We start from the raw sequence: 26,776 nt of genomic DNA, 5'->3' as shown, positions 1-26,776 counted from the left end.
GACGCCGATCGTAGATCAAGCGAGCCGGGCGCCCTTCATCTGCGGGGAGGCGTAGACGTTGACGATCCGGACGCCGTCGAGCCAGGCGGTGAGCCGGTCTGCCTCCGCCTCGAGCGCCACCGTCGCCTCGGCGCCGACGTCGTGGCGCAGCACCAGCCGGACCACCCCGTCGTCGTCCTGGACCCAGCAGCCCACGACCCGGCCGTCCCACCACGCGGTGTTGCCGGCGTTGCCGTTGCTGTCGAAGAGGTACGGCGTGTCGGCCGGGTCGAGGTAGAACGCCCTCTCCTTCCAGCCCATCACGGTGGGGTCGAGGGTGGGCAGAAGCGCGGCCCAGGGCGCGACCGGCTCCTCGGGGTCGAGGTCGTCGGGCAGCACCCAGCCGGTGCCGCGGTCGAGCGCGACCTCGACCGCGCCGATTTCCGCCAGCGCTCGCCGGACGATCGTCTTGGTCGCGCCGAGCCACCACACGATGTCGGTCTCGGTGCCGGGCCCGAAGGTCCCCAGCCATCGCCGTACGAGCTCGGCGTACCCCTTGTCCTCGGGCCACGGTGACGGCACCTCGTCGAGCCACAGGTCCGTGCGCACCCAGGTCGGCTTGTTGAGCCGCCAGTGGCCCGCGTTGACACCGCGCACGACCCGGCCCTCGGCGCCGAGGGTGGTCATCACCCATGCGCCGATCGGGAAGTCGCCTCCCCACTTCTTCTCCGGCGTGCCCAACGTGAACCGCCCGTCGAGCGCCGGCACCAGCTCGCGCAGCTCGCGGGTGGTGCGCGGCGTCCCGTCCGCCATCGCGACGAGTACGTCGGCGAACACGTCGGCGAGCCACGCGTCCGGGTCGTCGGCAAGGCCGGCCTGGAAGACCCACTTCACCAGCTGCTTGCGCTGCTGGACGGCGACGCGGGCAGCGGCACTCCCCCACGCGGCGGGCAACAGCTCCCGTGGGAACACGAACAGGGTGCGTCGCATCGCGAGCTGCTTGACGAGGGCGCGATCGTCGTGGAGCGCGGACTCGACGTCGGAGACGGTGATCCCCGGCACCCGTGCCCACAGCGCGAGGTGCACCGTTGCCGCCTCGGTGGCATGGAGGACGGTCATGGCGCGAGTGGCGCTGACAGCATCCGGGAGGCCTCCGGCGAAGCCCTGCCGGCGCGCCAGCCGCGTCCGGCGCTCGGTGTCGTCGATGTGGCGCATGACGACATCGTGACCAATGAGCGTCCGAATCACCACGGCTGGCCCTAGGCTGCTCGCCGTGAGCAACCCCTACGGCAACGATCCCTACGGCCAGACACCTCAGAATCCCTACGGAGCGCCCTACCAGGGCGGCGCGGCACCGACCAGCACGGACGGCGTCTCGATCGCGTCGCTGGTGCTCGGCCTCATCTGTTGCGCGCCCGTGGGTCTGATCCTGGGTTTCGTGGGCCTCAAGCGCACCAAGGGGGGTCAGCGCAAGGGTCGCGGGTTCGCCATCACCGGCATCGTGCTCGGTCTGCTGGGTCTGCTGGTGTGGATCGGCGTCGGCATCGCCGCGGTCGCCGGCGTGGCGTGGTTCGACTCGCTCGTCCTGCCGGACGAGGCCGAGGTCGGCCAGTGCATCGACATCGACGAGGAGGACGACAACACCGTCCTGCTGTACGAGAAGGAGTGCTCCGAGGACCACGATGGCGAGATCGTCGCAGTCGCTGAGGTCGACGACAGCAACAGGGAAGCCATCAGCAACGGTGGTCAAGCCATGACCGACTACTGCGCCGAGATCATCGACCCTGAGGACCAGGCCAAGCTCGACGCAGTCGAGGGCCTGGAGTACAACGCGCTCATCGAGGACCCCAACAACGTCGACAACGGTGACCACTTCGTCTGCTACGTCTCCAGCAGCGACAAGCTCGACGAGCCGATCCTCTGAGCCGAGGATGAGCAACCGGTAGAGCGGCGGGTGACCGGGCACCCGGCCGTCCTCGCGGTATGACCGAAGCGCGATCGGATCGTTCTCGGGGCACCCCCCCCGACATCGGAGACCCTGATGCCCGAGATCCCGCCCGACGACCTGACGCCACCGGGTCCGCCGCCCGATCCCGAACCCGGAACCGCGGGGCGGCCGGCCGGCGGCAGGTCGGTCGACGAGTGGATCGCGGAGAACCGCGGGCGCACCCAGACCAGCGATCCGTACGCGTCGCCTGGCCAGCTCCGTCTCGGCGAAGCACCGAGGTACGCCGCCGACAAGTCCCGCAAGATGGCGGGGTGGGCGCTCGGGCTTGCCATCGCCTTCTGCATCCCGTTCGCGTTCCTGGTGGCGATCGGTCTCGCGATCGCGGTCCTCGTCCGGAGCAGGGGTGGCGGCGACCACGGCAAGGGCATGGCGATCGCGGCGCTGATCATCTCCGGCCTGCTCATCGTCCTCAACGTCGTCTACGTCGTCGTGGTCCTGTTCAACGGCATCGACAACACCGAACGCGACAGCGAAGGGCGGGTGGTCGACGGTGGAACGGTGACCCTCGACCGACTGCGCATCGGCGACTGCTTCGACGAACCGAACCTCGACGACATCCCCACGGACGGCTCCGAGGCTGAGGGATCCGCTTCGGTGGAGGTCGTCCCGTGCGGGGAGCCGCACCAGGCCGAGTTCTTCCACAGCATCGAGGTGGGCGGCGACGACTTCCCCGGCACGGCCGCGCTCGACCGCCGTGGGGCGGAGTGCCTGCGCGCGTTCGAGGAGTACGTCGGCAAGCCGTTCCGCCGGTCCAGCCTCGAGGTCGTGTACTACTCCCCCACGCCGATGTCGTGGCGCTTGGGCGACCACACCATCCTCTGCACCGTGACGGAACCCGACATGAGCGACGTCACGGGAAGCGTGAAGAACTCACGACGATGAGCTGGGCCCTCACTTGGTCTCCTCCCGGATCGTATCGCGGATGATGCGGTCACGTCCCGGCGCGTCGTTGGTACGACGTGGACGCAGGCTGGCGCCCTCCTCCTGGAGACCTCGGACACCGTCCTCGATCACGAACGTCGCTCTGGTGAAGGCGGCCGCCCCCGGCTCGGTGACCTTCGGGACGCACCGGAACCGCGCGGTCAGCGCGTCGGGCGTGATCGTCGTGCTGACGTAGCCACGCAGGTTGGTCCAGAACCGGAGGTTCGGGTTCCACGCGGCCCAGGGGTGCGTGCCGGTCGGCTCGTCGTACCCATCGCCTCCTGACGAGATCGACGACGTGACCAACTCGGAGCCCACCACGCCCGAGGACGGGTCGGCGAAGTCGGCGTACACGTCCGACGCCCAGTGCGCGTGCACGTCGCCCGTCAGGACGACCGGGTTGCGGACTCCCGCGTCGGTCCACGACTGCACGACACGGTCGCGCGTCGCCGGGTATCCGTCCCACGCATCCATCGACACTGTCGTCGCAGCCTCGGGATTGTTGTCACGCTGCCCGAAGAACACCTGCTGGCCGAGCAGGTCCCAGGTCGCCTCCGACTGGGCGAACCCGGTCGCGAGCCACGCCTCCTGCGCGGTCCCGAGCAGCGACCTCGCCGGGTCAGCCGCGTCGGGACAGGCCTTGTAGCCGTCTCCGCACGCCTGGTCCGAGCGGTGCTGGCGGGTGTCGAGCATGTGGAAGCTCGCGAGGCTCCCCCACTGGACCCTCCGGAAGAGCTGCATGTCGGGGCCGGTGGGCACGGACGTGCGGCGGAGCGGGAGGTTCTCGTAGTACGCGCGGTACGCCGCCGCCCGCCGTTCCGCGAAACCCGGGAGATCGGCCGCCCGCTCGGGAATCAGGTCGGCGTAGTTGTTGTCGACCTCGTGGTCGTCCCACACCGCCAGCCAGGGCGCAGCCGCGTGGGCCGCTTGCAGGTCGGGCTCCGTCTTGTACTGCGCGTGGCGCTGTCGGTAGTTCGCGAGCGTGACCGTCTCGGGCCCGGCGTGGTGGCGGCCGATTCCGTCGCCACCACCCTCGTACTGGTAGTCGCCCAGGTGCAGGATCAGGTCCGGGCGCTCGTCCGCGAGGGCCCGGTAGGCCGAGAAGTAGCCCGCCGGGAAGTTCGAGCAGGACGCGAACGCCATCGTCATCGACGGCACTGCAGCACCGGGAGCCGGCGAGGTGACACCCCGACCGGTGGCACTGGTCCACCTGCCCTGACGGAACCGGTAGTAGTACTCACGGCCCGGCCTCAGACCCCCGACCTCGACGTGGACGGCGTGGGCCCAGGCGGGCGATGCCGTGACCGACCCGGAGCGGACCACGTCCGCGAACCGCTCGTCGCTCGCGACCTGCCACAGCACCGAGAAGTTGCGGGCAGGCATGCCTCCGAGACCATCCGCATCGAGTGGCGACGGCGCGAGCCGGGTCCAGATGACGAAGCCGTCGGGCAACGGGTCGCCGGAAGCCACGCCGAGGGTGAACGGGTCCCGGCGCAACGGCGATGCAGCGGCCGTGGCGCGGGTGTCGGGGAGGCCGATCGGCCCCGTGACGGTCACGGTGGCGGCGCCGGCAACGACACCGGCCCGCAGCATGCTTCTCCGAGTCGAACGCATGCCTCGAACCCAATCGCGGCACGGCGACCAGCGGTCGACACCGACGTGAAGGTTCCGTGACCGGTCGCGACGGGTTACGCGTCGGGTGCCGGCCGCGCCGCCTGGGGCCCGGTTGCGAGCCCGCGCGCGACCAGCGCCAGGGTCGTGACGATCGCCGCCTCGCGCTCGGCCTCCGACGCCCGCCTCAGCGGACCGTCGATCAGCAACATCGCCAGGCCGTGCACGGCGGCCCAGGGTCCGGCCTCGGCGTCGGGCCGGTCCCGCGGGTCGAGGTAGCCGACCTCGACCAGGCCGTCCAGCATCTCGCCGAGCAGGGCGTACGGCGCCTTCTCGCCCAGCTCGATCGCGGACGGGACTTCTTCGGGGATGGCGTCGGCGGCACCGGTGAAGCAGGTGCGGAAGACGCCCGGCTCGCTCAGGGCGAACCGCACGTAACCGCGCCCGGTCGAGATCAGCCGCTCCAGCGCGAGCGCAATCGGGTCGCCTTCGGTCGGCACCTGGGCGAGGTACTCCGCCATCGCCGCGGCCATCCCCGCCATCGCCTGCTCCTTCGCGGCGAAGAAGAGATCTGCCTGGTTCGCGAAGTGGCGGTAGGCGGCGGTGGGGGTGACCCCCACCGCGCGGGCTGCGCCACGGATGGTGACTGCGTCCGGTCCCCCGTCGGCAGCGAGGTCGGCAGCTGCCCGCGCGAGTGCGTTGCGCAGGTCGCCGTGGTGGTAGCGGGGCCGGGCGGAGGACGTGGTCACGTCCCCATGTTGACACCCGCACACATTTTATGCAAAGTTAACACCCACAAAGTTTACGCCCGTTCACATCTGTGCCTCGGAGGTCGACATGTTCCACCGCATCGGGATCCTCGTGACGACTCGCGCCCGCCTGGTGCTGGCCGTCGGACTGCTGGCGGTCCTCGCCGCCGGTTATCTCGGCGTCACCGCGTTCGGCAAGCTCCAGACCGAGGGGTTCGCGGACCCCGAGTCCGAGAGCAGCCGGGCGGCCACTGCCCTCGCCGACGAGTTCGGGGGCGCGGCCGACTACCTCTTCGTGGTCTCCCCGGAGAGCGGCACGGTCGACGACGGCGCGGCAGCCGCGGCCGGACGAGAGCTCACCGAGCAGCTCCGCGCGGACGGCCGGCTCGAGGTCCTCGCCTCCTACTTCGAGACCGACGCTCCGTCGATGCGATCGACGGACGGCCGGCACGCGTTGATCACCGCCTCGGCCGTCGACGACGAGACGGAGCCCGCGGACATCCTCGATGCCTACGAGGGCGAGACCGACGGCGCGACGGTGCGGATCGGCGGCGCCGAGGCGACGGGCGAGCAGGTCGGCGCCCAGATCGGGGCCGACCTCGGCCTCGCCGAGAGCATCGCGATCCCGTTGATCCTGATCCTGCTGGTGCTCGCGTTCGGCAATGTCGTCGGCGCACTGGTGACGCTCTCGGTCGGCATCATCGCCATCCTGGGGACGTTCGCGGAGCTGTCCCTGCTGGGCTCGGTCACCGACGTCTCGATCTACGCGGTCAACCTCACGACCGGCCTCGGGCTCGGGCTCGCGGTCGACTACGGGCTGCTGATGGTGGCCCGGGTCCGGGAGGAGCGGACGCGCAGGGACCACGCCGCTGCTGTGGTCCGCGCCGTCGAGACGGCCGGGCGAACCATCGTGTTCAGCGCGACCACGGTCGCGCTGGCCCTGACCGCGCTCCTGGTCTTCCCGCAGTACTTCCTGCGGTCCTTCGCCTACGCCGGCGTCGGCGTCATGCTGATCACGGCGTTCAGCGCGACCGTCCTGCTGCCGGCGGCGCTCACCCTCCTCGGCGACCGGATCGACAAGCTCCGGGTGCCCGGAGTCCGGGGTATCCGTGGCGAGGAGGCCCCGACCTGGGCCCGGCTGGCGCGATTCGTCACCCGGCGGCCGGTGCTGACCGCGGTGCCGGTACTCGGCGTGCTGGCGCTGATGGCGGTGCCGCTCCTCGGCATCTCGTTCGGGACCCCCGACGACCGCGTGCTCCCCACGAGCGCGTCCAGCCGGCAGGTCGGCGACCTGTTGCGCGAGGACTTCGCAGCGGACGGGAGCAGCTCGATCGACGTCGTGACCACCGACCGCGTGAGCGACGAGACGCTGGCGTCGTACGCCGTCGAGCTCTCGCGGCTGCCCGACGTCGCGCGCGTCGACACCCGGCTCGGAAGCTTCACCGATGGTGCGAGCACCGACGCCGGGCCGCCGCCGGCGCCGGAGCCGCCTGGGGTGACCGCGGAGCGGGTCGCGGTGGTGAGCGACCTCGACACCCGGTCGACCGAGGCGCGCGACCTGGTCGAGTCCGTGCGGGACGTCCCGGATCCCGGCGGCACCGAGGCGCTCGTCGGCGGTCCCACCGCTGAGCTGCGGGACAACATGGGTGCGATCGGAGACCGGCTGCCGATCGCGGTCGGGTGGATGGTGATCACGACGTTCGTCGTGCTGTTCCTCTTCACCGGCAGCGTGGTGCAGCCGCTCCGTGCACTGGTGCTCAACGGGATCGGTCTGTCGGCCACGCTCGGCGCGATGGTCTGGGTGTTCCAGGACGGCCACCTGAGCGGCCTGCTCGGTTTCACGCCGCTGCCGATGGACACCAGCATGATGGTCCTGCTGTTCTGCGTGGCGTTCGGCCTGTCGATGGACTACGAGGTCTTCGTGCTGGCCCGGATCAAGGAGATGCGCGACTCCGGGCTCGACAACGTCGAGGCCGTGGTCCACGGCCTCGCCCACACCGGCCGGATCGTCAGCACCGCAGCCGCTCTGATCGCGATCAGCTTCTTCGCCTTCCTGGTGAGCGACGTCAGCTTCATCCAGTTCTTCGGCCTCGGCACCGGTCTGGCGATCCTGATCGACGCGACCTTGATCCGGGGGGTCCTCCTCCCGGCCGGCATCCGGCTGCTCGGCGAGGCCGCGTGGTGGGCTCCGCGACCGCTGCGGGCCTTGCACCGCAGGGTCGGTGTCGCCGACTCGGTCCCGGACCGCGTGCCCGAGCGGGTGTAGCCCGAGGGGCGGATTGCACCCAGGACATCGGGTACCGCCGCGGCATGACAGACGAGAGGATGGAAGCAATCCAGGCCGTCGTCGACCGGGTGACCTCCTGGCAGGACGGCGCGACCGAAGACACCGTCGCCGAAGAGCTGCGCCGCGGCGTCGACGAGGTCGGGGTCGAGGTCAGCGAGGACGAGGTCCGCCAGCTGGCGGACGCGATCGAGGACCGCCACGGCGCCGTCTCCGCTGCCGAGGTGCTGGGCCGGGCCGGCTGAGCCGAAAGCCGCCCTGGGCGTCGCCCGGGGCCCTACGCTGCGGTTCGTGGGCCAGGGCCAGGATCCGTACGGCGACGCGGGCGGCTTCACGCCGTACCAACCGGACGCCACGCCCGACGACGAGCCGGCCGACGCCGCCCCGGAGCCGTTCGTCCCCTACGGCGGTGCTCCGCAGGTCCGGTACAGCGGTGCTCCGCAGGTCCCGTACAGCGGTGCTCCGCAGGTCCCGTACGGCCAGTCGTCCGGCACCTCGATGGTCTCGTTCGTCACCACGACACCGACCAAGCACCGTTGGGTCGGATGGGTCGTCGGATTCGGGATCCTGCTCGCGTCGTGCGGCGGAGGCATCGGCGGCATCTTCGGCGCGCTCTCGGGCGACGGCGGCACGTCGTACGACACGGACCAGCAGCAGGCGCCGGTCGAGGAGGAGCAGATGGTGGTGGACGTCTTCGCCAACGACCTCCAAGCGGGCCAGTGCCTCATCGGCGCCGGTTTCGACCCGAGCACCGACGAAGGGATCAGCAACGTCGAGGTGGTCGGTTGCTCCACGTCCCACGCGGCACAGGTGCTCGAGGTCAAGGTGCTCGACGAGCAGGAAGCGGCGGCGTACGAGTTCGACGACAGCAGCCAGATCGACCTCCACTGCACCCAGAACTTCTCCCGGGCGCAGAAGCAGCTGTTCAGGGGCAACACGCACTTCCTGCTTGCGTTCACCCAGAGCCGGACGCCGAGCACCGGCGACAAGGTCGCCTGTCTCGTGGTCCGCGCCGACGGCGGCCAGATCCGCGGCTTCCTGCCGTGAGCCCGGATCCCGGTCTCTGAGCCGTCCTCAGACGACTGAGAGCGGCAGCAGCGTCTGGCCGGTGGGGCCGATCTGGATCTCGGTGCCCATCTCCGGGCAGACCCCGCAGTCGTAGCAGGGCGTCCAGCGGCAGTCCTCGACCTCGACGTCGGACTCGCCCGAGGCCACAGCGAGGGCGTCCTCCCAGTCCGACCACAGCCAGTCCTTGTCGAGACCGGAGTCGAGGTGGTCCCAGGGCAGCACCTCGTCGTAGTCACGGTCACGGGTGGTGTACCAGTCGAGGTCGACGGCGGTGCCGTCGAGCGCGGTCTCGGCCGCCGCGACCCAGCGGTCGTAGGAGAAGTGCTCGCTCCAGCCGTCGAAGCGCCCGCCGTCGCGCCAGACCTGCTCGATGATCCCGCCGACCCGGCGGTCGCCACGGGAGAGGAGGCCTTCGATGATGCCGGGCTTGCCGTCGTGGTAGCGGAAGCCGATCGCGCGGCCGTAGCGCTTGTCGGCCCGCACCGTCTCGCGCAGCTCGCGCAGGCGCCGGTCGGTCGTCTCGACGTCCAGCTGTGCCGCCCACTGGAACGGCGTGTGCGGCTTGGGGACGAAACCGCCGATCGACACGGTGCACCGGATGTCGTTGCGGCCCGAGACCTCCCGGCCCTTGGCGATCACCTTCTTGGCGAGCTCGGCGATCTGCAGCACGTCGTCGTCGGTCTCGGTCGGGAGACCGCACATGAAGTAGAGCTTCACCTGGCGCCAGCCGTGGGAGTACGCCGTCGCGACGGTGCGGATCAGGTCTTCCTCGGTGACCATCTTGTTGATCACCTTCCGCATCCGCTCGCTGCCGCCCTCGGGCGCGAAGGTCAGACCGGAGCGCCGGCCGTTGCGGGAGAACTCGTTGGCCAGGGTGATGTTGAACGCGTCGACCCGGGTCGACGGCAGCGACAGCGAGACGTTGGACCCCTCGTAGCGGTCGGCCAGGCCCTTTGCCACCTCACCGATCTCGGTGTGGTCGGCGCTCGACAGGGACAGCAGGCCGACCTCCTCGAAGCCGGTCTTCTTCACGCCGTTGTCCACCATCGCGCCGATCGTCTCGATCGAGCGCTCGCGCACGGGTCGGGTGATCATGCCGGCCTGGCAGAACCGGCAGCCCCGCGTGCAGCCGCGGAAGATCTCGACGCTGAACCGCTCGTGCACGGTCTCCGCCAACGGCACCAGCGGGTTGGCCGGGTAGGGCCACGAGTCGAGGTCCATCAGCGTGTGCTTCCGGACGCGCTCAGGGGCCCACGGCCGATTGGGGAGCACGGCGGCGATCTGCCCGTCGGCGTCGTACGACACGTCGTAGAACTGCGGCACGTAGACGGCACCGCTCACGGCGAGCCGACGGAGCAGCTCCTCCCGCCCGCCCGGCGAGCCCTCGCCCTTCCACTCGCGGACGACCTCCGAGATCGCGAGAACGACCTCCTCACCGTCTCCCAGGACGGCCGCATCGAGGAAGTCGGCGATCGGCTCGGGGTTGAACGCTGCGTGACCGCCCGCGATCACGACTGGGTGCTCGTCGGTGCGGTCGACCGCGTGGATCGGGATGCCGGCGAGATCGAGCGCATTGAGCATGTTCGTGTAGCCGAGCTCGGTGGAGAAGCTCACGCCGAACAGGTCGAACGCGCCCACCGGCCGGTGGCCGTCCACCGTGAACTGCGGGATCCGCTTCTCCCGCATCACCGCCTCCATGTCCGGCCACACCGCGTAGGTGCGCTCGGCGAGGATCCAGGGCCGTTCGTTGAGGACTTCGTAGAGGATCTGGACGCCCTGGTTGGGAAGGCCGACCTCGTAGGCGTCCGGATACATCAGCGCCCAGCGGACCTCGGTGGAGTCCCATTCCTTGCTCACGGAATTGAGCTCGCCGCCGACGTACTGGATCGGCTTGGACACCGACAGCAGATGCGGCTCGAGGAGGGGGAAGAGCGACTCAGGCATAGGAGTCGAGTCTACGAGGCGGTTGGCGCCCAGTCCTCATCGCGACCGAAGCGCGCCAGCAGGTCGTGCTGCGCGTCGCCGTTGAGAGCGACCCGCGCGCCGACCGCCCCGGCGCCGCGATACATCTCCTCGCGCGAGGAGTACCACTCGTCGAGCGCGGCGACGAGCTCCGGGTCGAGCCGGGTGTCGCCGCCGGTCGCCACCGCGAGGTCCCATCCGTGGATCAGGTGGTCGGCCGCGAGCTGCCAGATGTACTCGTCGGCCCGCTCCTCCCCGTACGACAGGTGCACGGTGTCGCGCTGCGGCAGCAGGTCGGCGACGGCTGTCACCGCGGACCCGGCTGCGGACCGGGCGGAGTCCACGGGATCGTCACCCAGCACGTCTCCGTCGAACCGGTCGCCGACGTCCTCGATCGTGCTCCCCTCCAGCAGGGGCACGGTCCACAGGTCCTCGCCGGCCACGTGGTTGACCAGCTTCCGCACGTCCCAGCTCGCGCACGGGGTCGGCGCCCCCCACTCGTCCTCGCCGACGGTTTCGACGCACGACCGCCACCAGTCGACGGTCCTGCGGTGCATCTCCTCGGTTTCCATCACACCAGTCCTCTCTCGAAGGCTCGGCCGGCCTGCGCCAGCCACCAGTCCAGTCCTGCTCGCTCGCGGGCGCGTACGCCCTCGTCGGGGTGCTCCACCATGTCGAGGGCCTTGTTCCACCCGAGCCAGGTGAGACCGGCCAGCAGCCCGAGCTCCAGCGAGGCCTCGTCGTGGGCGGCGCCCGCCACGTCGCGCTGGAGGGCGAGGAACTCGTCGAACGACAGGTCGAAGACGTGGGCACAGCCGACCAGGAGCCGGCCGACGTCGAGCTCGGCCGGCCCGACCGTCGCAACGCCCCAGTCGAAGAGCGTCAGGCCGTGGGACTCCAACGCCAGGTTCACGGTCGCGACGTCGCCGTGCAGCAGGGTCTGCCTCCGCGTCTCCATCGCGCGGACAAGGGAGCTGCCGTCGTGAGCGAGAGCGAGCACCCGCTGCCCCACCTCGCCGGGGGCGACCTCCGCGAAGTGCTCCCACCCGCGCAGCGCGGCGTCGACGAGGCCGTTGCCGGCGAAACGCCGGATCCGGTCGGGTTCGAAGATGCTGACAACCGTGCCGAGCGCGGTCGGTGTCGGAGCGGTGCGGTCGCGGAACGCATCGTGGAGGTCGGCGAGACCCCCGAGGACCACCCGGACCTGGGTGGGGCAAAGGAGGCGATCCCACGTCAGCACCGCGTCGCCGAGGTCGCGCATCACGACGACCCCGTTGCCCTCGTCGTCGTACCACGCATTGAGGATCGGATGCCTCACGGTCGGCGGCAGGTCGTCAAGTACGCCGTCGAGGTAGAGCTCGACCTCGCGGCCGTGGTCGTCGCCGATCATCTGCATGACCAGGTCCGTGCCTGGGTCGTAGCGCTTGACAACGACCCGGCGCCCGTCAGCGAGGGTGAGCCGCCGGAGGGCGGCGCCCGACCGCCCGTCCTCCCCCAGGTCTCCGTGCGCAGTCGCCGAGTCGAGCACGGCCCGGTCGATCTGCGCCGCCATGTGCCCATGGTGCTCTCCAGCGCGGGCAGACGCCAGCGCGCAGCCTCGCTCGCCGACCCGGCGCAGATCTCGAGGCGGCTCGCTTCGCTCGCGAGGGCAAGATTTGCGCCGGGTCGGCTCGCCGCGAGGCTTCGCCCGCGGCTCTGTGCGTGGCGGGTGTACTAGCTCACGGACGCGTCGTCGATGACGAAGCTCGTCTGCAGGCTGGAGTCCTCGGTGCCGGTGAACTTCACCGTCACCGTCCGCCCCGCGTAGGCGGCGAGGCTGAAGGACCTCAGGACGTAGGACGAGCCCTTGTTGAGGTTGGAGTACGTCGCGAGCGTGGTCGTCGTACCACCCGAGACGACCTGCACGCGGAGCGTGTCGTACGCCGTCGACGTGGTCGTCTCGGCCGAGTCGATCCGCACGTAGAACGCCAGCGTCTTGGTGCCGCTCGCCGGGAGGGTGACGTTCTGGCTGAGCGTGTCGGTGGTGCTCGAGCCGTATCCGTTGAGCCACGCCTTCCAGGACCCGGTCCGCGCCGGCCGGCTGGTCGAGCTGGTGATCACGCCGGAGGTCGAGCTCCAACCGGTGTTGCCCGACTCGAAGCCGGGGTTCACCAGCAGGTTGCCGGTCGGCGGCGGGGGCTCGGGCGTGCCGCCCTCGAGGGTGTGGAGCAGGCGGTTCGGCGAGCCGGTGCCCGGGTTGGTCACCTTGCCCGTGGTCGCGTTGGACGTCAGCCAGGTCGAGACCGACGACGGTGACGCAGCGGCGTGGGCCTGCAGGTAGAGCGCCGCGGCGCCGGCGACGTGCGGGGTCGCCATCGACGTGCCGCTGATGGTGTTGGTCGCGGTGCTCGAGGTGTACCAGGCCGACTTGATGCTCGAGCCCGGCGCGAAGATGTCGAGGCACGAGCCGATGTTGGAGAAGTCCGAGCGTGCGTCGGTGCTGGTCGTGGAGCCGACGGTGACCGCGGCTGCGACCCGCGACGGCGAGCCGTTGCAGGCGTTGGCGCCGTAGTCGTTGCCGGCCGCCACGGCGTAGAAGACGCCGTCGTTGATCGAGTTGGCGACCGCCGTGTCGAGCGCCGTCGAGACGCCGCCGCCGAGGCTCATGTTGGCGACCGCGGGACCGCTGGTGTGGTGGGAGGTGACCCAGTCGATGCCCGCGATGACGCCGGAGTCGGTCCCGTTGCCGCTGCAGTCGAGCACCCGGACGGGGATGATCGTGACCGCCTTGGCGACGCCGTACGTCGTGCCGCCGACGGTGCCCGCTACGTGGGTGCCGTGCCCGTTGCAGTCGGTGGGAGTGCCGCCGATCGCGGAGTAGCCCGCGGCGGTGCGGCCGGTGAACTCGCTGTGCGTCGTGAGCACGCCGGTGTCGATGATGTAGGCCTTCACGCCCGAACCGGTGGCGTCGTAGTGGTAGTTCGAGTTCAGCGGCAGGTTGCGCTGGTCGACCCGGTCGAGACCCCAGGTGGCGCCCGCCTGGTCTCCGTCGATCGAGACGCGGCGGTCGGCCTCGATGTAGGCGACCGCCGGGTTGGCCCGCAGCGCCTGGACCGCCCGGTCCGGCAGCTTCGCCGAGAACCCGTTGAGCGCGGTCCGGTACTGGTGCGTGATCCGGCCGCCCTTGTCGACGGCCACCCGACGGGCGTCCGCCGCGACGGTGCGGGACGCCTGCTGGTTGAGCACGACGATGTAGCGGCCGTCGACCGCGCCGGGGGCTGAGCGCCCGACGACGGGCGCCAGGTCGTCGTCCTGCACGCTGAGCGGATGGTTGGCCGGAGCCCCGGGGGCGGCGCCGGACGGGGAGGCGGTGCCGACGAGGGCACCTCCGGTTGCGAGCGCCACTGCTGCCGTGGCGATCGCCCGCGCGATGGCGCGGGGTTGTGCTGTTGACATGTGAGTCACCTTGGTGGTTCGGGCAGCCCGGGTAGGGCCGCGGCCTCGGGCGCCCGATCGGGCACCCTCGCGGAAACTAGTGACGGCGTGTTCCCGCCGCCTACGCCCAACTTCTTGCACTGCACCTTCCTGAACGGACGGTCAGGGCACCCCGGCAGAATGGCCGGGTGCGTCGCCCCTCCCCCTGGCTCTGCTCCTCGGCCGTCGTCGCTGCGCTGCTCGCCGGAGGCTGCACGAGCGAGGAGCCGGCCGCCGACACCGATCGGATCGTCGTGAACCCACCGGCCGAAGGTGCCGACCACACCCACGCACCCGGCGAGAGCGACGCCGACCCGGTCGGCGACGGCACCCGCGCCAGCGCCGGCGGCTACCGGATCGCCGACCTCCGGGTTCCGACGCGGACCGATGGGCCCGGCGAGATGAGCTTCCGGATCCTCGGTCCGGAGGGCCGGCCGGTCACCGACTACGCGGAGCAGCAGACCAAGCTGATGCACCTGTACGTCGTGCGCACCGACTTCTCGGTCTACCGGCACGTGCACCCGACCCTCGCCGACGACGGGACCTGGACGGTGCCGGTGGACCTCGCCGAGGCGGGCGGCTACCGGGTGATCGCGGACTTCCTGCCGTCGGACGCGGACCGACCGGTGGTGCTCGGCAAACAGGTGCTCCAGCGCCCGGCGGGCGCTCCGAGGCCGGTGCCGAGGGAGGGTGAGGGCACCGACGGCTCGGTGCGGGTCCGCGTCGACGGCGCCGGCCGGGTCGGAGCGGACGGGCGGCTGCGGCTGGTCGTGAGCACGCCCGACGGCCGCCCGGTCACCCTCGGCTCCTACCTGGGTACGACGGCGCACGTGTCCGGCTTCCGGATCGCCGACCGCGCTCGCGACCAGCTGTTCGTCCACGTGCACCCCTACGGCGAACCCGAGATCACCGACGACGGGGCGGAGCTGACCTTCCACACGGCGTTCGAGCGGGCAGGCGACTACCGGCTCTTCGTGCAGGTGCGCGTGGACGGGATCGTGCACACAGTGCCGATCACCGCGACGATCACCTAGGGCACGTCGACCGTGAGCGTCGTGACCGGGTTGTCGAACTCGTCGACCCGCAGGCTGACCTGCACCTCCCACTCCCCCGGCTCCGGGAAGGTGACGGTGGCCTGGAAGGTGCCCGCACCCGTCGGCGTGACCGGCACCGTGCCGAGGTCGACGTCGGCCGAGCGGAGCGAGACCGTGGGCCGTTCCGCCAGGTCGACCGGCTCGCCAGCCAGGTCCTGCACCTGCACCAGCAGCTGCCGCTGACGACCCGGCTCCTCGTCGAGCACCGCGAGCACCTGCAGCTCGCCGACGACGGCGCGCGCGACCTCGGAGGTCGGCGCCACCGGGACCGCAGCGGACTCGGCGCGCGGCGGCTGCTCGACCAGGAAGCCGGTGACGCCCAGCAGCGCGACCAGGAGTGCCGCCTCGAGGACGACGACGCGGCGCACGGCGTACGTCGCGCGACGCCGGGCCTCGTGCGGGCCCGCGCCGACACGCGGCAGCACGCGGTAGCGGTTGAAGGCAGCGACGGCGCCGACGACGAGCGCGATCGCGACCTTGACCAGCAGCAGCCGCCCGTAGGTGGTCTCCCACAGCCCGCTCCAGGACCCGAGGATCCGCCAGCCGAGCAGCACCCCCGCCCCGGCGAGGACGCCGAGCAGGACGGCAGCCACGGTCGAGAACCGGCTCAGCACGAGCGCACCGTCGCGTTCGCGCCCCGCGAGCGACGGCAGCACGACGGCCAGCCCCACCAGGCCGCCGAGCCAGACCGCACCCGCGCTGAGGTGAAGGGCGTCGGTGAGGACCAGGAGGGACACCGGCTCGTAGGAGCGCGTGTGGCCGACCAGGGCCGGTGACCAGACCGCCAGCCCGGCTCCGACGTCACCGGCCAACGACGGGGTCGTGCGACCCGCCATGAGGACGGCGAGGCCGAGGCCGATCACCTGGAGGGTGAGCACGGTGAGGTCGTCCCCGACCAGCTCCGGGTCGATCGACGCCGCCTCGAACAGCCCATCGATGCCGGCACCGCGCTGGTAGGCACCGGAGACCACGACCGCGACCGCGGTGACGAGCACGGCTGTGAGAGCCGAGCCCCGCTGGAGCAGCAGCAGCCGTCGTCGTACGCCGTCGTGCAGGCGGATCCCGCGGGAGGTCCAGGAAAGGAAGATGGTGAGGCCTCCGGCGAGCAGCAGGGCGACGTAGGACAGCGCCTGCACGACGCTCGCGACGGCGCGCATCGACGTGTCGTCCGTCGCCGGGACGTCACGGGGCGGTACGACGGTCTCGCTCGGCGCACCGACGTGGAACGTCAGCGAGCCGGCGACCGGATGTCCGTCCGACGACACGACCCGCCAGGCCACCACGTAGGTGCCGTCGGCAAGGTCGTCGGGGAGGTCGGCGGTCACCACCTCGCCGCGAGCGGACGCGTCGACGTCGACCGGCTCGCCCGCGGCGTCATAGGCCTGGAGCGAGTCACCCGCCAGCGACACCGGCTCGCTGAAGGTGAACGTGACCGCACCCGGTGCCTCGGCCACCACCGCGCCCTCGGCCGGGTCCGTCGAGACCAGCGAGGCGTGCGCCGACGCCGGCGCGGCCGCCGAGCCCACGAGGAGCCCGGCGAGCAGCGCCGCCGCCAGCACACGTCCGATCAAGGGCTACGCCTTCCGGCTCCGCGCCAGAGCGATACCGCCAACGACGATGCCGGCCACACCGGTGCCGAGACCGGCCAGCGCGAGGCCGTTGCCGTCCTCGTCCTCCTCGTCGCCGCCGGTGCCCTCTGCGGACGCGGCGGGTTCGGCCGGTTCCTCGTCCGAGGCGCCCGCCCGGTGGCTGTCACCCTCGGCCTCGGCCTCGGTGATCGTCACCGTCGGCGCCGGGAACTCCAGCTCCTCCGGGTCCTGGCCCTCGGCGGGCGTCTCGATCCAGGGGTTCTCCCCCTCCTCGCAGGTCTGCACGACCGGGAACACGAGCGTCTCGCCAGCCGCGTCGGGCAGCTGGAGCGAGAGCTCGAACGTGTCGCGCTGCCCGTCCGGCAGTGGCGTCCGGGCCTCGTAGACCACCTGGTCGACCCGCTCGGTGATCTCGTTGCCGTGGGCATCCGTGATGGGTTCGTCGAGGTCCGCCATCACCTTCTCCACGGTCCAGTAGGGATTGCGGGTGGGCGTGACGGCGTAGACCTGGTCCGGCATGTCGATGGCGACCGTGGTCGTCGGCGAGCCGTCGCAACCGTGCCCGGCGCTGAAGGTCAGCACGGCATAGGCACCGGCCGCTGTCGTGTCGGGCGTGATCGTCACGTGTGCTGATGCCGGGGCGACGGCCAGGGCGAGGGCGCCGGCAGCGCCGGCAGCGGGGAGAGCGATAGGTCGGATGTGCATGGGTGTTCCTTGTCTGGAGGGTCTGAGGTTCGGGTGCGGTGCGCGCGAGCAGGCACGGCCGACCCACCGACCCGGCAGGAACAGTCCGGCAGGTCCGGTCAGGCGGCCGCAGGCAGCGCCCGAGGTGGGCCGCGGGTCGGCAGCGCCGACACCGAGCGACCGGCCGGCGTCGGCCTGCTGCGACCGGCGGCGACCCGCGAACGGTGCCGGATGGCAGGAGCCGTGGTGTCCGCCCACCCGAGCAGCACGTCGACCGCGCGCCGACGCAGCGCCCAGGCGACCGCGGCGACGAGGCCGGCCGCGACGTGGGCGAGCAGCATCGGCCAGGTCAGGCCGAGCACCGCCTCTGCGGCCGACCCGTGCGAGTGCGCACCGGCGCCCTCGGTGAGCGCGACCAGCCAGGCGTGCAGGAGCACCTGCAACCCGACGAGCACCGGCAGCATCACGCGCACCGGCGCCCGGCCGCTCAGCACCAGAACGCCGGCGCCGTAGGCCGTCGCGCCGATCGTGAGCAGCCAGCCCGCCGACGGCAGCACGCCGCCCGCTGCCGTGTGGGCGATCGCCGGCGCAACGGTGGTCTCGACGGCGGTGAGCCCTGCGGACAGGCGCATCCCGGTACGGGGCACCCTGCGCAGGATCAGCACCCGGTCATCATGCCGGACCGCCGGTCGGCGCCGTGCGCCGACCGGCGGTCCCGGGAACGATCAGCTGATCGACACGTTGTCGATGAGGAACGAGGTCGCGCGCGAGGAGTCCTCGACCCCGACGAACCGCAGCTCGATCGTCTTCCCCTTGAAGGCCCCCAACGGGATCGAGCGCTGGACGTAGCCCGTCGACTCGTTCAGGTTCGAGAACGTCTTGACGGTGGTGGTCGTGCCGTTGGCGACCACCCGCACGAACAGCTTGTCGAAGGCGGTGCTGCCGGTCTCGGCGCTCGCGATCCAGGTGTGGAACCGCAGCGTCTTCGCCGCGGCGGGGAGCACGATGCCCCGCTGGCTCAGCTGGTCGGTCCCCGCCGTGCCGTAGCCCCTGAGCCAGACGTGGCACTTGCCGTTCCGGGCGACCGGGTCGCCGTCGTCGCAGTTGATGGACCACTCCGTGCCCTGCCAGACGCCGGGGCCGGACTCGAAGCCGGGCTGCTTGACCCGGTTCGTCGACCCCGGCGGCGGCGGTGAGGTGTTGGTGCTGTCGAACTTGGAGTAAAGCAGCCTGTTGGGCGATCCGACGCCGACGTTGGTCACCTTGTCGGGGGTCGCGCTGTTGAGGACCGCATTGGCGACGGTGGCCGGGCTCGCCGCCGGGTTGGCCTGGAGGTAGGTCGCGACCACGCCTGCGACGTGCGGACTGGCCATCGACGTGCCGTTCTCGATGTGCAGCCCGCTGTCGGACGTCGCGTAGGTCGAGAGCACCTGCGATCCCGGGGCGAACAGGTCGAGGCAGGTGCCCCAGTTGGAGTACGACGCCCGCGCGTCGGTGTAGGTCGTCGCGCCCACCGTGAGCGCCGCGGGGGCACTCGCGGGCGAGACGGTGCACGCGTCGATGTTGTCGTTGCCGGCCGCGACGACGAAGGAGACACCGTCGGCGATCGAGTTCGCCACGGCGGTGTTCACCGCGTTGGAGAACGGGCCGCCGAGGCTCATGTTCGCGACCGCGGGCTGGCCGGCCTGGTGGTCGCCGGTGACCCAGTCGATTCCGGCGATGACGCCGGCGTTCGACCCGTTGCCCTCGCAGTCGAGCACCCGGACCGCGACCAGGTTGACCTTCTTCGCGACGCCATAGGCGTTGCTGCCGACGGTGCCCGCGACGTGCGTGCCGTGGCCGTTGCAGTCGCGCGAGCCGCGCCCGTCGTTGATCGCGGTGAAGCCGTGGCTCGCCCTGGTGCCGAACTGCGCGTGCGTGCGCCGGATACCGCTGTCGACGATGTAGGCCTTCACCCCTGCGCCGGTCGTGTCGTAGTGGTAGGAGCGGCTGAGGCCCCTGGCGCGCTGGTCGATCCGGTCCAGCCCCCACGGGGGGTCGTACTGGTCGCCGAGCGCGACCACGGTCCGGTCCGCCTCGACGTACGCGACGTTGGGATTGTTCTCGAGGGCCTGGAGCGCGCGTTCGGGAAGCCGGGCCGCGAATCCGTCGAGGACGTCGCCGTAGTCGAACAGGATGTCGCCGCCACCCCGGACGACGTCGCTGCGAGCGTCGCGGGTCGCGGCGGTACCCACCCGCTTCTTCATGACCACGATGTACTGACCCTGGATCACCCGGCCGGCGCGCTCGTCGGTCGAGGTGGCGCGGTCATCGTCGCGCTGGCGCTCGGGCACGCCGGCCGCCGAGTCGTGGGTGACGGCGGAGAGTCCGCCGGCGACGAGAAGGGCGGCCACGAGCCGCAGCGCACCTGTCCGTGCGCGCAAGGGGTTGAGCATGAGCGGGGCTCCCACCGATTGAGGGCTCTCCGAACGCGCCCTGGCTGCTGGAATCGGCTCCGATGGTTGCACCGCCCGCCGCGGTTGGCAGCAGAATCCTCGGTTCCCGCCGAAAGATCATCCGTATGAATGAATTGCCTCGCGCGACGGCAGGCGAGGGTCGCCGCCGGGGATCAGCCGACCTGCGCCTCTGCGCTCTCGATCAGGTCCCGCACCACGTCGATCGCGCGGATCCGTCCGCTGACGACGCCGGTGTTGCTCGGGTCGAACTCCAGGGCGGTAGGGAGCCCGATCAGGACGCCGTCGTTGTCGATGGCCATGCCCCCGGAGTTGCCGGGGGCGATCCGGGCGTCGGTGTCGAACTCGGAGTTGGGACCGAGGTCGGGGTTGTTGATCACCGTGGAGATCAGCCCGCTGGTCACGGTGATCGAGTCTCCCGACCCGGCGACCGCGGGGAACCCGAGCACGGTGACGTCGTCGCCGGCCCGGACGTCGGCAGAGTCGCCGATCGGGACGGTCGGCAACGCCAGCTCGCCGTCGAGCTCGCTGCCGTCGGCGTTGGCGTAGATCTGGATGACCGCCGCGTCGGCGACTCCGTCAGCGACCACGACCCGCGCGCGATACTCCGGTGGCGCGTTGGTGTCGGTCGCGCCGTCGGTCAGCGAGATCAGCAGGAACTCGGGGTTCGCGATCGCGGCCTCGGGCCCGTAGGTCTCGACGACGCCCGGCGTCTCGGGCGCGGCGACGTGGGCGTTGGTCAGGATCAGGCCGTCCTCGCGGATGATCGAGCCGGAGCCGGCGTAGACGAACTCCTGGTCGGGTGCCTCGAGCGCGTGGCTCTGCGCGATGATCTTGACGGTGGCGGCCTTCGCGGCGTCGAGCTCCGCATCGGTCAGGTCGTCGGTCGAGCCGGTTCCGTCGGTCTGACCGCCGGTCGGCGCCGAGGAGGCGGGGTCGTCCGCGCCCCGGTCCGGGTCGTCGTCGTCCCGGCTCAGGACCACCGCGACCGCTGCGATACCGAGGATCAGGACGAGCACGCCGGCGGCGATGCCCGCGAAGAGCAGGTTGCGTCCGAGCCGGCGTCGCGCGATCCGCTTCTCCTCCTCCGCGGCCGAGAAGATCGGCACGAGGGTGAGCTGCGGGCCGGCGACCGGATGGCCGAGCCGCAGCTCGGTGCGGTCGTCGAACTTCGTGGAGGTGACTCGTCGTCCGGCCTGGAAGGTGCCCTCGTTGGACTGGTTGGTGTAGGTCCACCCGCCGGGGGTGCTGGCCACCGTCCCGTGCATGCGTGAGGCCGCGGGATCCTTGAGGACGACGGTGCAGTCCGGGTGCCGGCCGATGGTGATCTGAGCCGGGTGGCGGAACCGGTGCTCCTGGCCCTCCGCGACGAGCAGCAGGTCGGGACCCGAGCGCACCGGGGCCGGCACGCCCGGCGCGGCTGCCGCACCGGGCTGCGCGGCCAGCACCTGGGTCTGGTCGAGCCCCGGCGGGATCACCGGTGGCGGCTGCGGGCTCGCCGGGCGGGCGACGTGGGTGCCGGACGGGCCTGGCGCCGGCAGGGGCGGCGGCGGTGGGGGCGGCGCGAAGCGCGATTGCGCGACCGGTCGCTCGCCGGGCATCGGTGGCATCGTCGGCTCGTCGAACGACTCGGCCGGCGCGGGCGGCGGAGGAGGCGCCGGCGCGTGCACGGCCGCCCCGTCCTCGGCGACCATCGACGCGGGTGTGATCGTCAGCTCCGAGCCGGTCGCGGCGGGGCCGCAGCGGACCTGGGTCCGGCCCCTGATCGTGTGCTCGACGACGCGGGTGCCGTTGACGTAGGTGCCGAACTGACTGCCGGTGTCGACCAGCACCCAGGACCCGTCCACGTGCCGGAGCTCGGCGTGCTGCCGGGAGACCGAGCCGGCGGTGAGGACGACTTCCGCGTCGATCGCACGACCGATCCGGATCACGGACTTCCCCTCGAGGCGGAGGACCCGACCGTCCACCTCGACCACCAACGGAGACATGGCCATCAGCCTAGGCGTGACCGCCGGGAGGACCTGCGACCGGCCGTCGTACCTGGACAGTCGCGTTGCGGATCTGGATCCGCGCGCCGGCGACGAGCTCGATGGTGCGGTCGGGCTCGAGCACGAAGCTCTGGCCGCCGGGATAGGCGACGGGCCAGGCGAAGTCGGAGGCGTTGTGGAGGCCCCACCGGTCCGGCGCCTGGGGGTGCTGCCGGAGGTCGCCGAGGACCACGGGGTGGTCCACGCCGGAGGCGAGGTGGTCGGACCGGATCGCCGCCTGCGGGCCGACCGCGACCGTCCGCCGGCCGACCTGGAGGAGGTACGGCGGCCGCACCGAGGTCCCATCCTGCCAGCACACCGGGTCCGGCTCGCCGCTGCTCCAGAAGTTCGTGGTGCCGCAGGTCGGGCAGGCGAGCAGCCCGTCGCGGAGCCGGTCCATGGCCTTGATCCACTGACCCTCGGTGACCCGCGCGCCCGGCCGGTTCATGCCGTCGACGAACGCCTGCACGAACAGGTCGCGCAGGAACTGGGGGTAGATCTCCCAGTACTGCTGGACGATCTCCGCCGGCCGGTTGTCGTCGTTGGTGGGGTGCATGCAGAACAGCGGATCGGTGCCGAAGTGGGTCATCAGCCAGTGGGCGTCGCGCACTCCGGCGTCGGTCCGCTTCCCCTCCAGCGGGTGGCCGAGGAACAGCGAGTAGAACAGCAGCACCGCCAGCGAGTGCCGGTCGGTGTCGGTGTTGGGCAGCGTCCGGTAGGTCGTGTCGCGGACCACCTCGGGCGCCATGAAGTACGGCGTCCCCAGCACCCTCCCGGTGCCGTTGTCGATGCCGACGTTGTCGTTGTCGCAGATCAGCACGTCGCCACCGGCCGGGTCGAAGAACACGTTGCCGAAGGAGATGTCGCGGTAGCAGAGGCCCCTTGCGTGCAGTCGCAGGAAGCTGTAGCTCAGCTGGCGGCACAGCTCGATGATCGACGAGAACGACACGTCGAGCGGGTTGCCGTCGCGGTCGGCGTTGAGCAAGAGGTAGCTGAGCTCGAGGTAGCGGGGGTCGCGCAGGTGCATGACGTAGCCGAAGCTCGGCTGGCTGTGGACCCGGGCCATGCTCAGCGGCCAGAGGAAGCGGCGGTGCGGAGAGCCGATCTCGACCAGCTGCTGCATCTCCTGGTACTGCTCGGTCGTGGCACTCTCGGGCTTGTACCACTTCAGCGCGAGCGGCTCACCGGTGTCGCGGCGTACCTCGAAGACGTAGCCCTGGCCACCCTGGCCGAGCAGCGACGTCACCCGGGCGCGACCCAGCGGACCGAGGTCGACCTCGACGCCCTCTGCCAGCACCATCGGTGTCGCCGACCTCCGTGCCTCTCGTTCCGCCGCGGGAACCCCACCAGAACGGGGTCCGTGTGTGACAATCTATAGCCTGAGCAGCGACGGCGGCGTCCAAACCCGGTATCAGGAGATGGCATGAGTGACCGCTTGGGCGGCGCCCTGGCGCGCAAGCCCCTTCACTTCATTTTCGTCCTGGACGTGTCCGGTTCGATGATGCGGGGCGGCCGCATCCAGGCGCTCAACAACGCGATCTCCGAGGTGCTTCCCCACCTCAAGGACGAGGCCCGTGCCAACCCCCACGCCGAGATGCTCATCCGCGTCCTCGCCTTCGCCAACGAGCCCCGCTGGGTGATCGAGGAGCCGACGCCGGTCGACCAGATCCACTGGGAGCGCCTCGAGGCCGTGCCGCGCGGGTTCACCGAGCTCGGCAGTGCGCTCGTCACCCTCACCGACGCGCTGGCCACCCTCGACGAGGGCACCAGCGCCTATCCCCCGGCGATCATCCTGGTCTCCGACGGGCGTCCCACGCAGAGCAGCGGCACGACCTTCGCCGAGGGCCTCCAGGCGCTGCTCAACAACCGCTGGGGCGCGACCGCCGTCCGGCTCGCGCTCGGGGTCGGTCGCGACGCCGACATGCACTCGCTGCGCCGGTTCATCGGCGACGAGGACGTGCCGCTGCTGCGGGCCGACAACCCGGAGCAGCTGGTCGAGTACATCGTGTGGGCGTCCAAGGCCGCCAGCAAGGTCGCCTCGCGGCCCGTCGTCGGCGGCGGCGGTCTCACCGCAGTGCCGCCGAGCCCGATCGGCGACCCGATCTGGAGCACGCTCGGGTGAGCAACGAGCAGCACCAGCGGGGGTGGACGGTCCTCTCCGCTTCCCGGATCGGGTCCGTGCACGTTCGCGACGACCTGCCGTTGCAGGACGCCGTCCTCACCTGGAGCGACGGCGCCCAGGCGGTCGCGGCCGTCGCCGACGGCCACGGCCACAAGGCGCACTTCCGTAGCGACATCGGTTCCGGGCTCGCCGCCGTCAGTGCCGTCGAGGAGCTGCGGCGGGTGGTCGGAGAGCTCACCGACCCCGAGACCGCGGGTGACATCGTGATCGCGGCCGCGACCGCGATCGTCGACAACTGGGCGACCAAGGTCCGCCACCACATCGAGGCCCACCCGTTCGACGGGAGCGACGAGCGGCACGCCGCCGCGCTCCAGGACCCGTTGCGTCCGTACGGCACCACGCTGCTCGCGGCCGCCGTCTCCGGTGACCTGCTCGTCGTGCTCCAGATCGGCGACGGGGACGCCGTCCTCGTCACCGACCAGGGCGAGGCCCTCCGCGCGGTGCCGGACGACCCGGACCTCGACGGCCTCCACACCAGCTCGCTGTGCGAGCCGGAGCCGTTGCGCGCCCTGCGGACGGCCGTCATCGACACCCGGGTCGAGGACGTCGCGCTGGCGTTCCTCTGCACCGACGGCTTCGGGACCTCGCGCGTCGACGCCGAGGGCTGGTGGCGCCAGACCGGCGAGCAGCTCGTCGAGTTCGGTCGCAGCCGCGGCCTCGACTGGATCCGCGACCAGCTGCCCGCCTGGCTGGAGGAGCCCGCGCAGATCGGCGGCGACGACACCTCGATGGTGATCATCGCGCGCAGCAACCTCGGCGCGGGAGCGGGCGAGCGCCCGGTCGACCCCGGGCAGACCTCGCTCCCCCAGCCCGAGCTCGCCAACACTCTCGATCGCCCATAGAGCTCTTCACCTCGGACTAGAGGCTCGGCCGCGGGCGGCCTCACACCTCAACCAGCGGCGGTACCGCCGTGAGCCGCCAAGCAGCCGCGACCCCCCACTGCGTCGACTGCGATAGCGGCAGCGTGGCGCGCCGCGGCGAAGCCGCATCGTGCGGCGCCCGCGGGCCGAGCGAAGCGATGGCCCGTGCGGTGCCGCACGATCCGCGACACGCTCGCTAGAAAATAAGGTTGTAGAGCTTTTCGGGGTCCGCCTGGCCCCTGTCGTACATCTGGAGGTAGCAGCGGCAGTCCAGGTCGTCGATGTAGAGGACGCCGTAGTTGGTGCCGTCGTCCTGCTCCTCGATGTAGCCGAAGATCTTGCCCTGCTCGGGCTCGTCGTCGTCCTGCTGGCCGTTCTCGTTGTCGTCGTTGTACCAGTAGTCCACGACCAGGTCGTTGTCCTGCTCGGCCAACGTCTTGGCGTTGCTGCGGTAGCGCCGCAGGTCGTTGACCTTGGCGAACTTGCCGACCCAGGTGCGGCGGCCGGACCGCCGGCACTCGCTCTCCTCGGTCTCCCCGCCGATCTCGGTCGGGATCCGCTGGCAGTTGACGATGTCGAACAGGCTGTTGAAGTCCTGGACCGCGATGTCGGTCGGGCCGTCGGGGGGCGTGACCGTGGCGGACACCGCGACGAACGCCGGGTCGAGCTGGTCGGCGGTGACGCTGGTCGCCCCGGTGAGCTCGGCCGACTGCACCCCGGCCTGGCTGTCCCAGTAGAGGATCGGCGGCTCCGTGCTCTCCGGCTCGGCGACGGTGGGGTCGAACCGGTAGTAGGCGCCGGACTCGACGTCGGAGACGATCGTGCCCTCGGCGTTGTTGAGGCGTCGCTGGCGGGCGGCCTGGAGCTCACCGACCGAGGTGTACGTCGTGAGCACGAGGGTGCCCTGCGGGAACGTGCACTCGACCTTCTCCGACTGCCCCGACTGCGCCTGCGCCGCGGCACAGCTGTCCATGCCCGAGGTCACCCTCGCCGCCAGGCTCTGGTAGCGCTCGTTGAGTGCCTCGAAGGTCACGTCCGGACCGGTGTCGGTCGGGGTGGTGGGGCCGTCGGTCGTGGTCGGGTCGTCCTTGTCGTCGTCGCCGTCGGAGAGCTGGATGACGGCGAAGATGCCCCCGCCGACGACCAGGGCGAGCACGACGGCCCCGATCAGGATGAACGGCCACACCTTGCGCTTCTTCCGTGGTGCCGCGTGGCCGTAGCCGCCGTACGACGCGGGCGGCGGCGCCCCGTAGGAGGCGGCCGGGACCGGCCCCGGCGCGGAGCCCGGGACGTTCGGGTTGGGACCGGAGCTCGGCCACACCGGTGAGGTCGGCGCCGGAGCGCCCGGGGGTGGGGCGGCCGGCGGAGGTGCGGGCGCGCTGCCGGGGGCGGGCGGCGGGAGGACCGTCGCCGGGCCGGCGGGCGGGGGCGTGGGGGCGGACGCGTGCTGGGTGCGGTAGCGGCGCACCTGGGCGTCGGAGACCTTGCCGGTCGCGTAGCCGAGCACGGCGAGCGCCCACATGGCGCCCCCGACGTCGGCGCTGCCGCGGTCGCGGGCGAGCCGGTTGCCGGCCTCACTCACCGCGCGGTCGGCGTCAGCGCCGCTGTCGAGCATGCTCATCATGCCCTGGAAGGCGCCCAGGCGAACCGCGTCCACGAGAAGGTTGATGTCACCCGTGCTCGCGCTGTCCTCGTCGAGGTAGTCGTCGAGCGCGCCACGGAAGCTGTCGGCGTCGTTGAACAGCTCCCGCCCCTGGCTACGTCCCAGGGCATAGAGGCTCTCGTGCAGTTCCATGAATCTCCCCAATGATGAGCTCGTCGCCCGGAGCGGCGAGAGGATCCTAGTTTCCCC

The 26,776-nt window shown here is 71.3% G+C and carries 22 protein-coding genes; 8 read left to right on the top strand and 14 right to left on the bottom strand.

Going from position 1 to position 26,776, the window contains the following annotated elements; all coding sequences use genetic code 11:
- Positions 1-15 precede the first annotated feature (15 nt).
- Positions 16-1,194: a winged helix DNA-binding domain-containing protein gene (locus SHK19_RS06610; protein WP_322938176.1), complete on the bottom strand. Its 1,179-nt coding sequence runs from the start codon at positions 1,192-1,194 to the stop codon at positions 16-18.
- Positions 1,195-1,252: 58 nt separating this feature from the next.
- On the opposite strand from SHK19_RS06610, the gene SHK19_RS06605 reads away from it, so the two are divergent.
- Complete coding sequence (locus SHK19_RS06605) at positions 1,253-1,903, top strand: DUF4190 domain-containing protein (RefSeq protein ID WP_322457778.1); 651 nt, start codon at positions 1,253-1,255, stop codon at positions 1,901-1,903.
- 117 nt (positions 1,904-2,020) lie between these two features.
- Entirely contained in the window at positions 2,021-2,869 is an 849-nt protein-coding gene (locus SHK19_RS06600) for a DUF4190 domain-containing protein (protein ID WP_322938175.1), read from the top strand.
- Positions 2,870-2,878: 9 nt separating this feature from the next.
- Here SHK19_RS06600 and SHK19_RS06595 read toward each other — a convergent pair whose 3' ends face one another.
- Together SHK19_RS06595 and SHK19_RS06590 are read right to left on the bottom strand one after the other, a co-directional pair.
- Positions 2,879-4,501 carry an alkaline phosphatase D family protein gene (locus SHK19_RS06595; RefSeq protein ID WP_322938174.1) on the bottom strand — a complete coding sequence of 541 codons (1,623 nt, stop codon included), beginning with the start codon at positions 4,499-4,501 and terminating at the stop codon, positions 2,879-2,881.
- A gap of 95 nt (positions 4,502-4,596) precedes the next feature.
- Entirely contained in the window at positions 4,597-5,268 is a 672-nt protein-coding gene (locus SHK19_RS06590; RefSeq protein WP_322457775.1) for a TetR/AcrR family transcriptional regulator, read from the bottom strand.
- 88 nt (positions 5,269-5,356) lie between these two features.
- Between SHK19_RS06590 and SHK19_RS06585 the strand changes: the two genes are divergently transcribed.
- Genes SHK19_RS06585 through SHK19_RS06575 form a run of 3 tightly spaced genes read left to right on the top strand, consistent with a single transcriptional unit; the run spans position 5,357 to position 8,599 of the window.
- Positions 5,357-7,534: an MMPL family transporter gene (locus SHK19_RS06585; protein ID WP_322938173.1), complete on the top strand. Its 2,178-nt coding sequence runs from the start codon at positions 5,357-5,359 to the stop codon at positions 7,532-7,534.
- Positions 7,535-7,578: 44 nt separating this feature from the next.
- Positions 7,579-7,797 carry a hypothetical protein gene (locus SHK19_RS06580; RefSeq protein ID WP_322938172.1) on the top strand — a complete coding sequence of 73 codons (219 nt, stop codon included), beginning with the start codon at positions 7,579-7,581 and terminating at the stop codon, positions 7,795-7,797.
- A 46-nt stretch (positions 7,798-7,843) separates the two neighbouring features.
- Positions 7,844-8,599, top strand: a complete 756-nt coding sequence (locus SHK19_RS06575) for a hypothetical protein (RefSeq protein ID WP_322938171.1) — start codon at positions 7,844-7,846, stop codon at positions 8,597-8,599.
- Between the two features lie 27 nt (positions 8,600-8,626).
- Here SHK19_RS06575 and SHK19_RS06570 read toward each other — a convergent pair whose 3' ends face one another.
- The 4 genes from SHK19_RS06570 to SHK19_RS06555 all read right to left on the bottom strand — a co-directional run bounded on the left by SHK19_RS06570 (position 8,627) and on the right by SHK19_RS06555 (position 14,017).
- A complete protein-coding gene (locus tag SHK19_RS06570; protein ID WP_322938170.1) occupies positions 8,627-10,564 on the bottom strand; it encodes a TIGR03960 family B12-binding radical SAM protein in 1,938 nt (645 codons plus the stop codon).
- Positions 10,565-10,575: 11 nt separating this feature from the next.
- On the bottom strand, positions 10,576-11,154 hold the full coding sequence (locus SHK19_RS06565) for a TIGR03086 family metal-binding protein (protein ID WP_322938169.1): 579 nt from the start codon (positions 11,152-11,154) through the stop codon (positions 10,576-10,578).
- Positions 11,154-12,134 (bottom strand): hypothetical protein, encoded by a 981-nt coding sequence (locus SHK19_RS06560; RefSeq protein WP_322938168.1) that lies wholly within the window; start codon positions 12,132-12,134, stop codon positions 11,154-11,156. Before SHK19_RS06560 ends, SHK19_RS06565 begins: the two co-directional genes overlap by 1 nt.
- Positions 12,135-12,295: 161 nt before the next feature.
- Complete coding sequence (locus tag SHK19_RS06555; RefSeq protein WP_322938167.1) at positions 12,296-14,017, bottom strand: S8 family peptidase; 1,722 nt, start codon at positions 14,015-14,017, stop codon at positions 12,296-12,298.
- 167 nt (positions 14,018-14,184) lie between these two features.
- Between SHK19_RS06555 and SHK19_RS06550 the strand changes: the two genes are divergently transcribed.
- Positions 14,185-15,069, top strand: coding sequence for a hypothetical protein (locus SHK19_RS06550; protein WP_322938166.1), 885 nt, complete (start codon positions 14,185-14,187; stop codon positions 15,067-15,069).
- Here SHK19_RS06550 and SHK19_RS06545 read toward each other — a convergent pair.
- From SHK19_RS06545 to SHK19_RS06520, 6 genes are all read right to left on the bottom strand, one after another.
- Positions 15,066-16,700: a copper resistance protein CopC gene (locus SHK19_RS06545; RefSeq protein WP_322457767.1), complete on the bottom strand. Its 1,635-nt coding sequence runs from the start codon at positions 16,698-16,700 to the stop codon at positions 15,066-15,068. The genes SHK19_RS06550 and SHK19_RS06545 overlap by 4 nt on opposite strands.
- A gap of 3 nt (positions 16,701-16,703) precedes the next feature.
- Entirely contained in the window at positions 16,704-17,423 is a 720-nt protein-coding gene (locus SHK19_RS06540) for a YcnI family protein (protein WP_322938165.1), read from the bottom strand.
- Positions 17,424-17,521: 98 nt separating this feature from the next.
- Positions 17,522-18,067 (bottom strand): hypothetical protein, encoded by a 546-nt coding sequence (locus tag SHK19_RS06535; protein WP_322938164.1) that lies wholly within the window; start codon positions 18,065-18,067, stop codon positions 17,522-17,524.
- Positions 18,068-18,127: 60 nt separating this feature from the next.
- A complete protein-coding gene (locus tag SHK19_RS06530; protein ID WP_322938163.1) occupies positions 18,128-19,825 on the bottom strand; it encodes a S8 family peptidase in 1,698 nt (565 codons plus the stop codon).
- Between the two features lie 185 nt (positions 19,826-20,010).
- The gene (locus tag SHK19_RS06525; protein ID WP_322457763.1) at positions 20,011-21,843 is read right to left on the bottom strand and encodes an FHA domain-containing protein; all 1,833 of its coding nucleotides are present in this window, start codon (positions 21,841-21,843) and stop codon (positions 20,011-20,013) included.
- Between the two features lie 10 nt (positions 21,844-21,853).
- Positions 21,854-23,182: a protein kinase domain-containing protein gene (locus SHK19_RS06520; RefSeq protein ID WP_322457762.1), complete on the bottom strand. Its 1,329-nt coding sequence runs from the start codon at positions 23,180-23,182 to the stop codon at positions 21,854-21,856.
- Between the two features lie 123 nt (positions 23,183-23,305).
- On the opposite strand from SHK19_RS06520, the gene SHK19_RS06515 reads away from it, so the two are divergent.
- A complete protein-coding gene (locus tag SHK19_RS06515) occupies positions 23,306-24,004 on the top strand; it encodes a vWA domain-containing protein (RefSeq protein ID WP_322457761.1) in 699 nt (232 codons plus the stop codon).
- Positions 24,001-24,906, top strand: a complete 906-nt coding sequence (locus SHK19_RS06510; RefSeq protein ID WP_322457760.1) for a protein phosphatase 2C domain-containing protein — start codon at positions 24,001-24,003, stop codon at positions 24,904-24,906. The genes SHK19_RS06515 and SHK19_RS06510 overlap by 4 nt, the downstream gene beginning before the upstream one ends.
- Positions 24,907-25,120: 214 nt before the next feature.
- On the opposite strand, the gene SHK19_RS06505 is transcribed toward SHK19_RS06510, so the two are convergent.
- A complete protein-coding gene (locus SHK19_RS06505; RefSeq protein ID WP_322938162.1) occupies positions 25,121-26,719 on the bottom strand; it encodes a flagellar basal body-associated FliL family protein in 1,599 nt (532 codons plus the stop codon).
- Positions 26,720-26,776 lie beyond the last annotated feature (57 nt).

Source organism: Nocardioides bizhenqiangii, from assembly GCF_034661235.1.
Lineage (GTDB): Bacteria > Actinomycetota > Actinomycetes > Propionibacteriales > Nocardioidaceae > Nocardioides > Nocardioides bizhenqiangii.
Note: the sequence above shows the minus strand (reverse complement) of the source record. Positions and strands in the feature narration are given on the sequence as shown.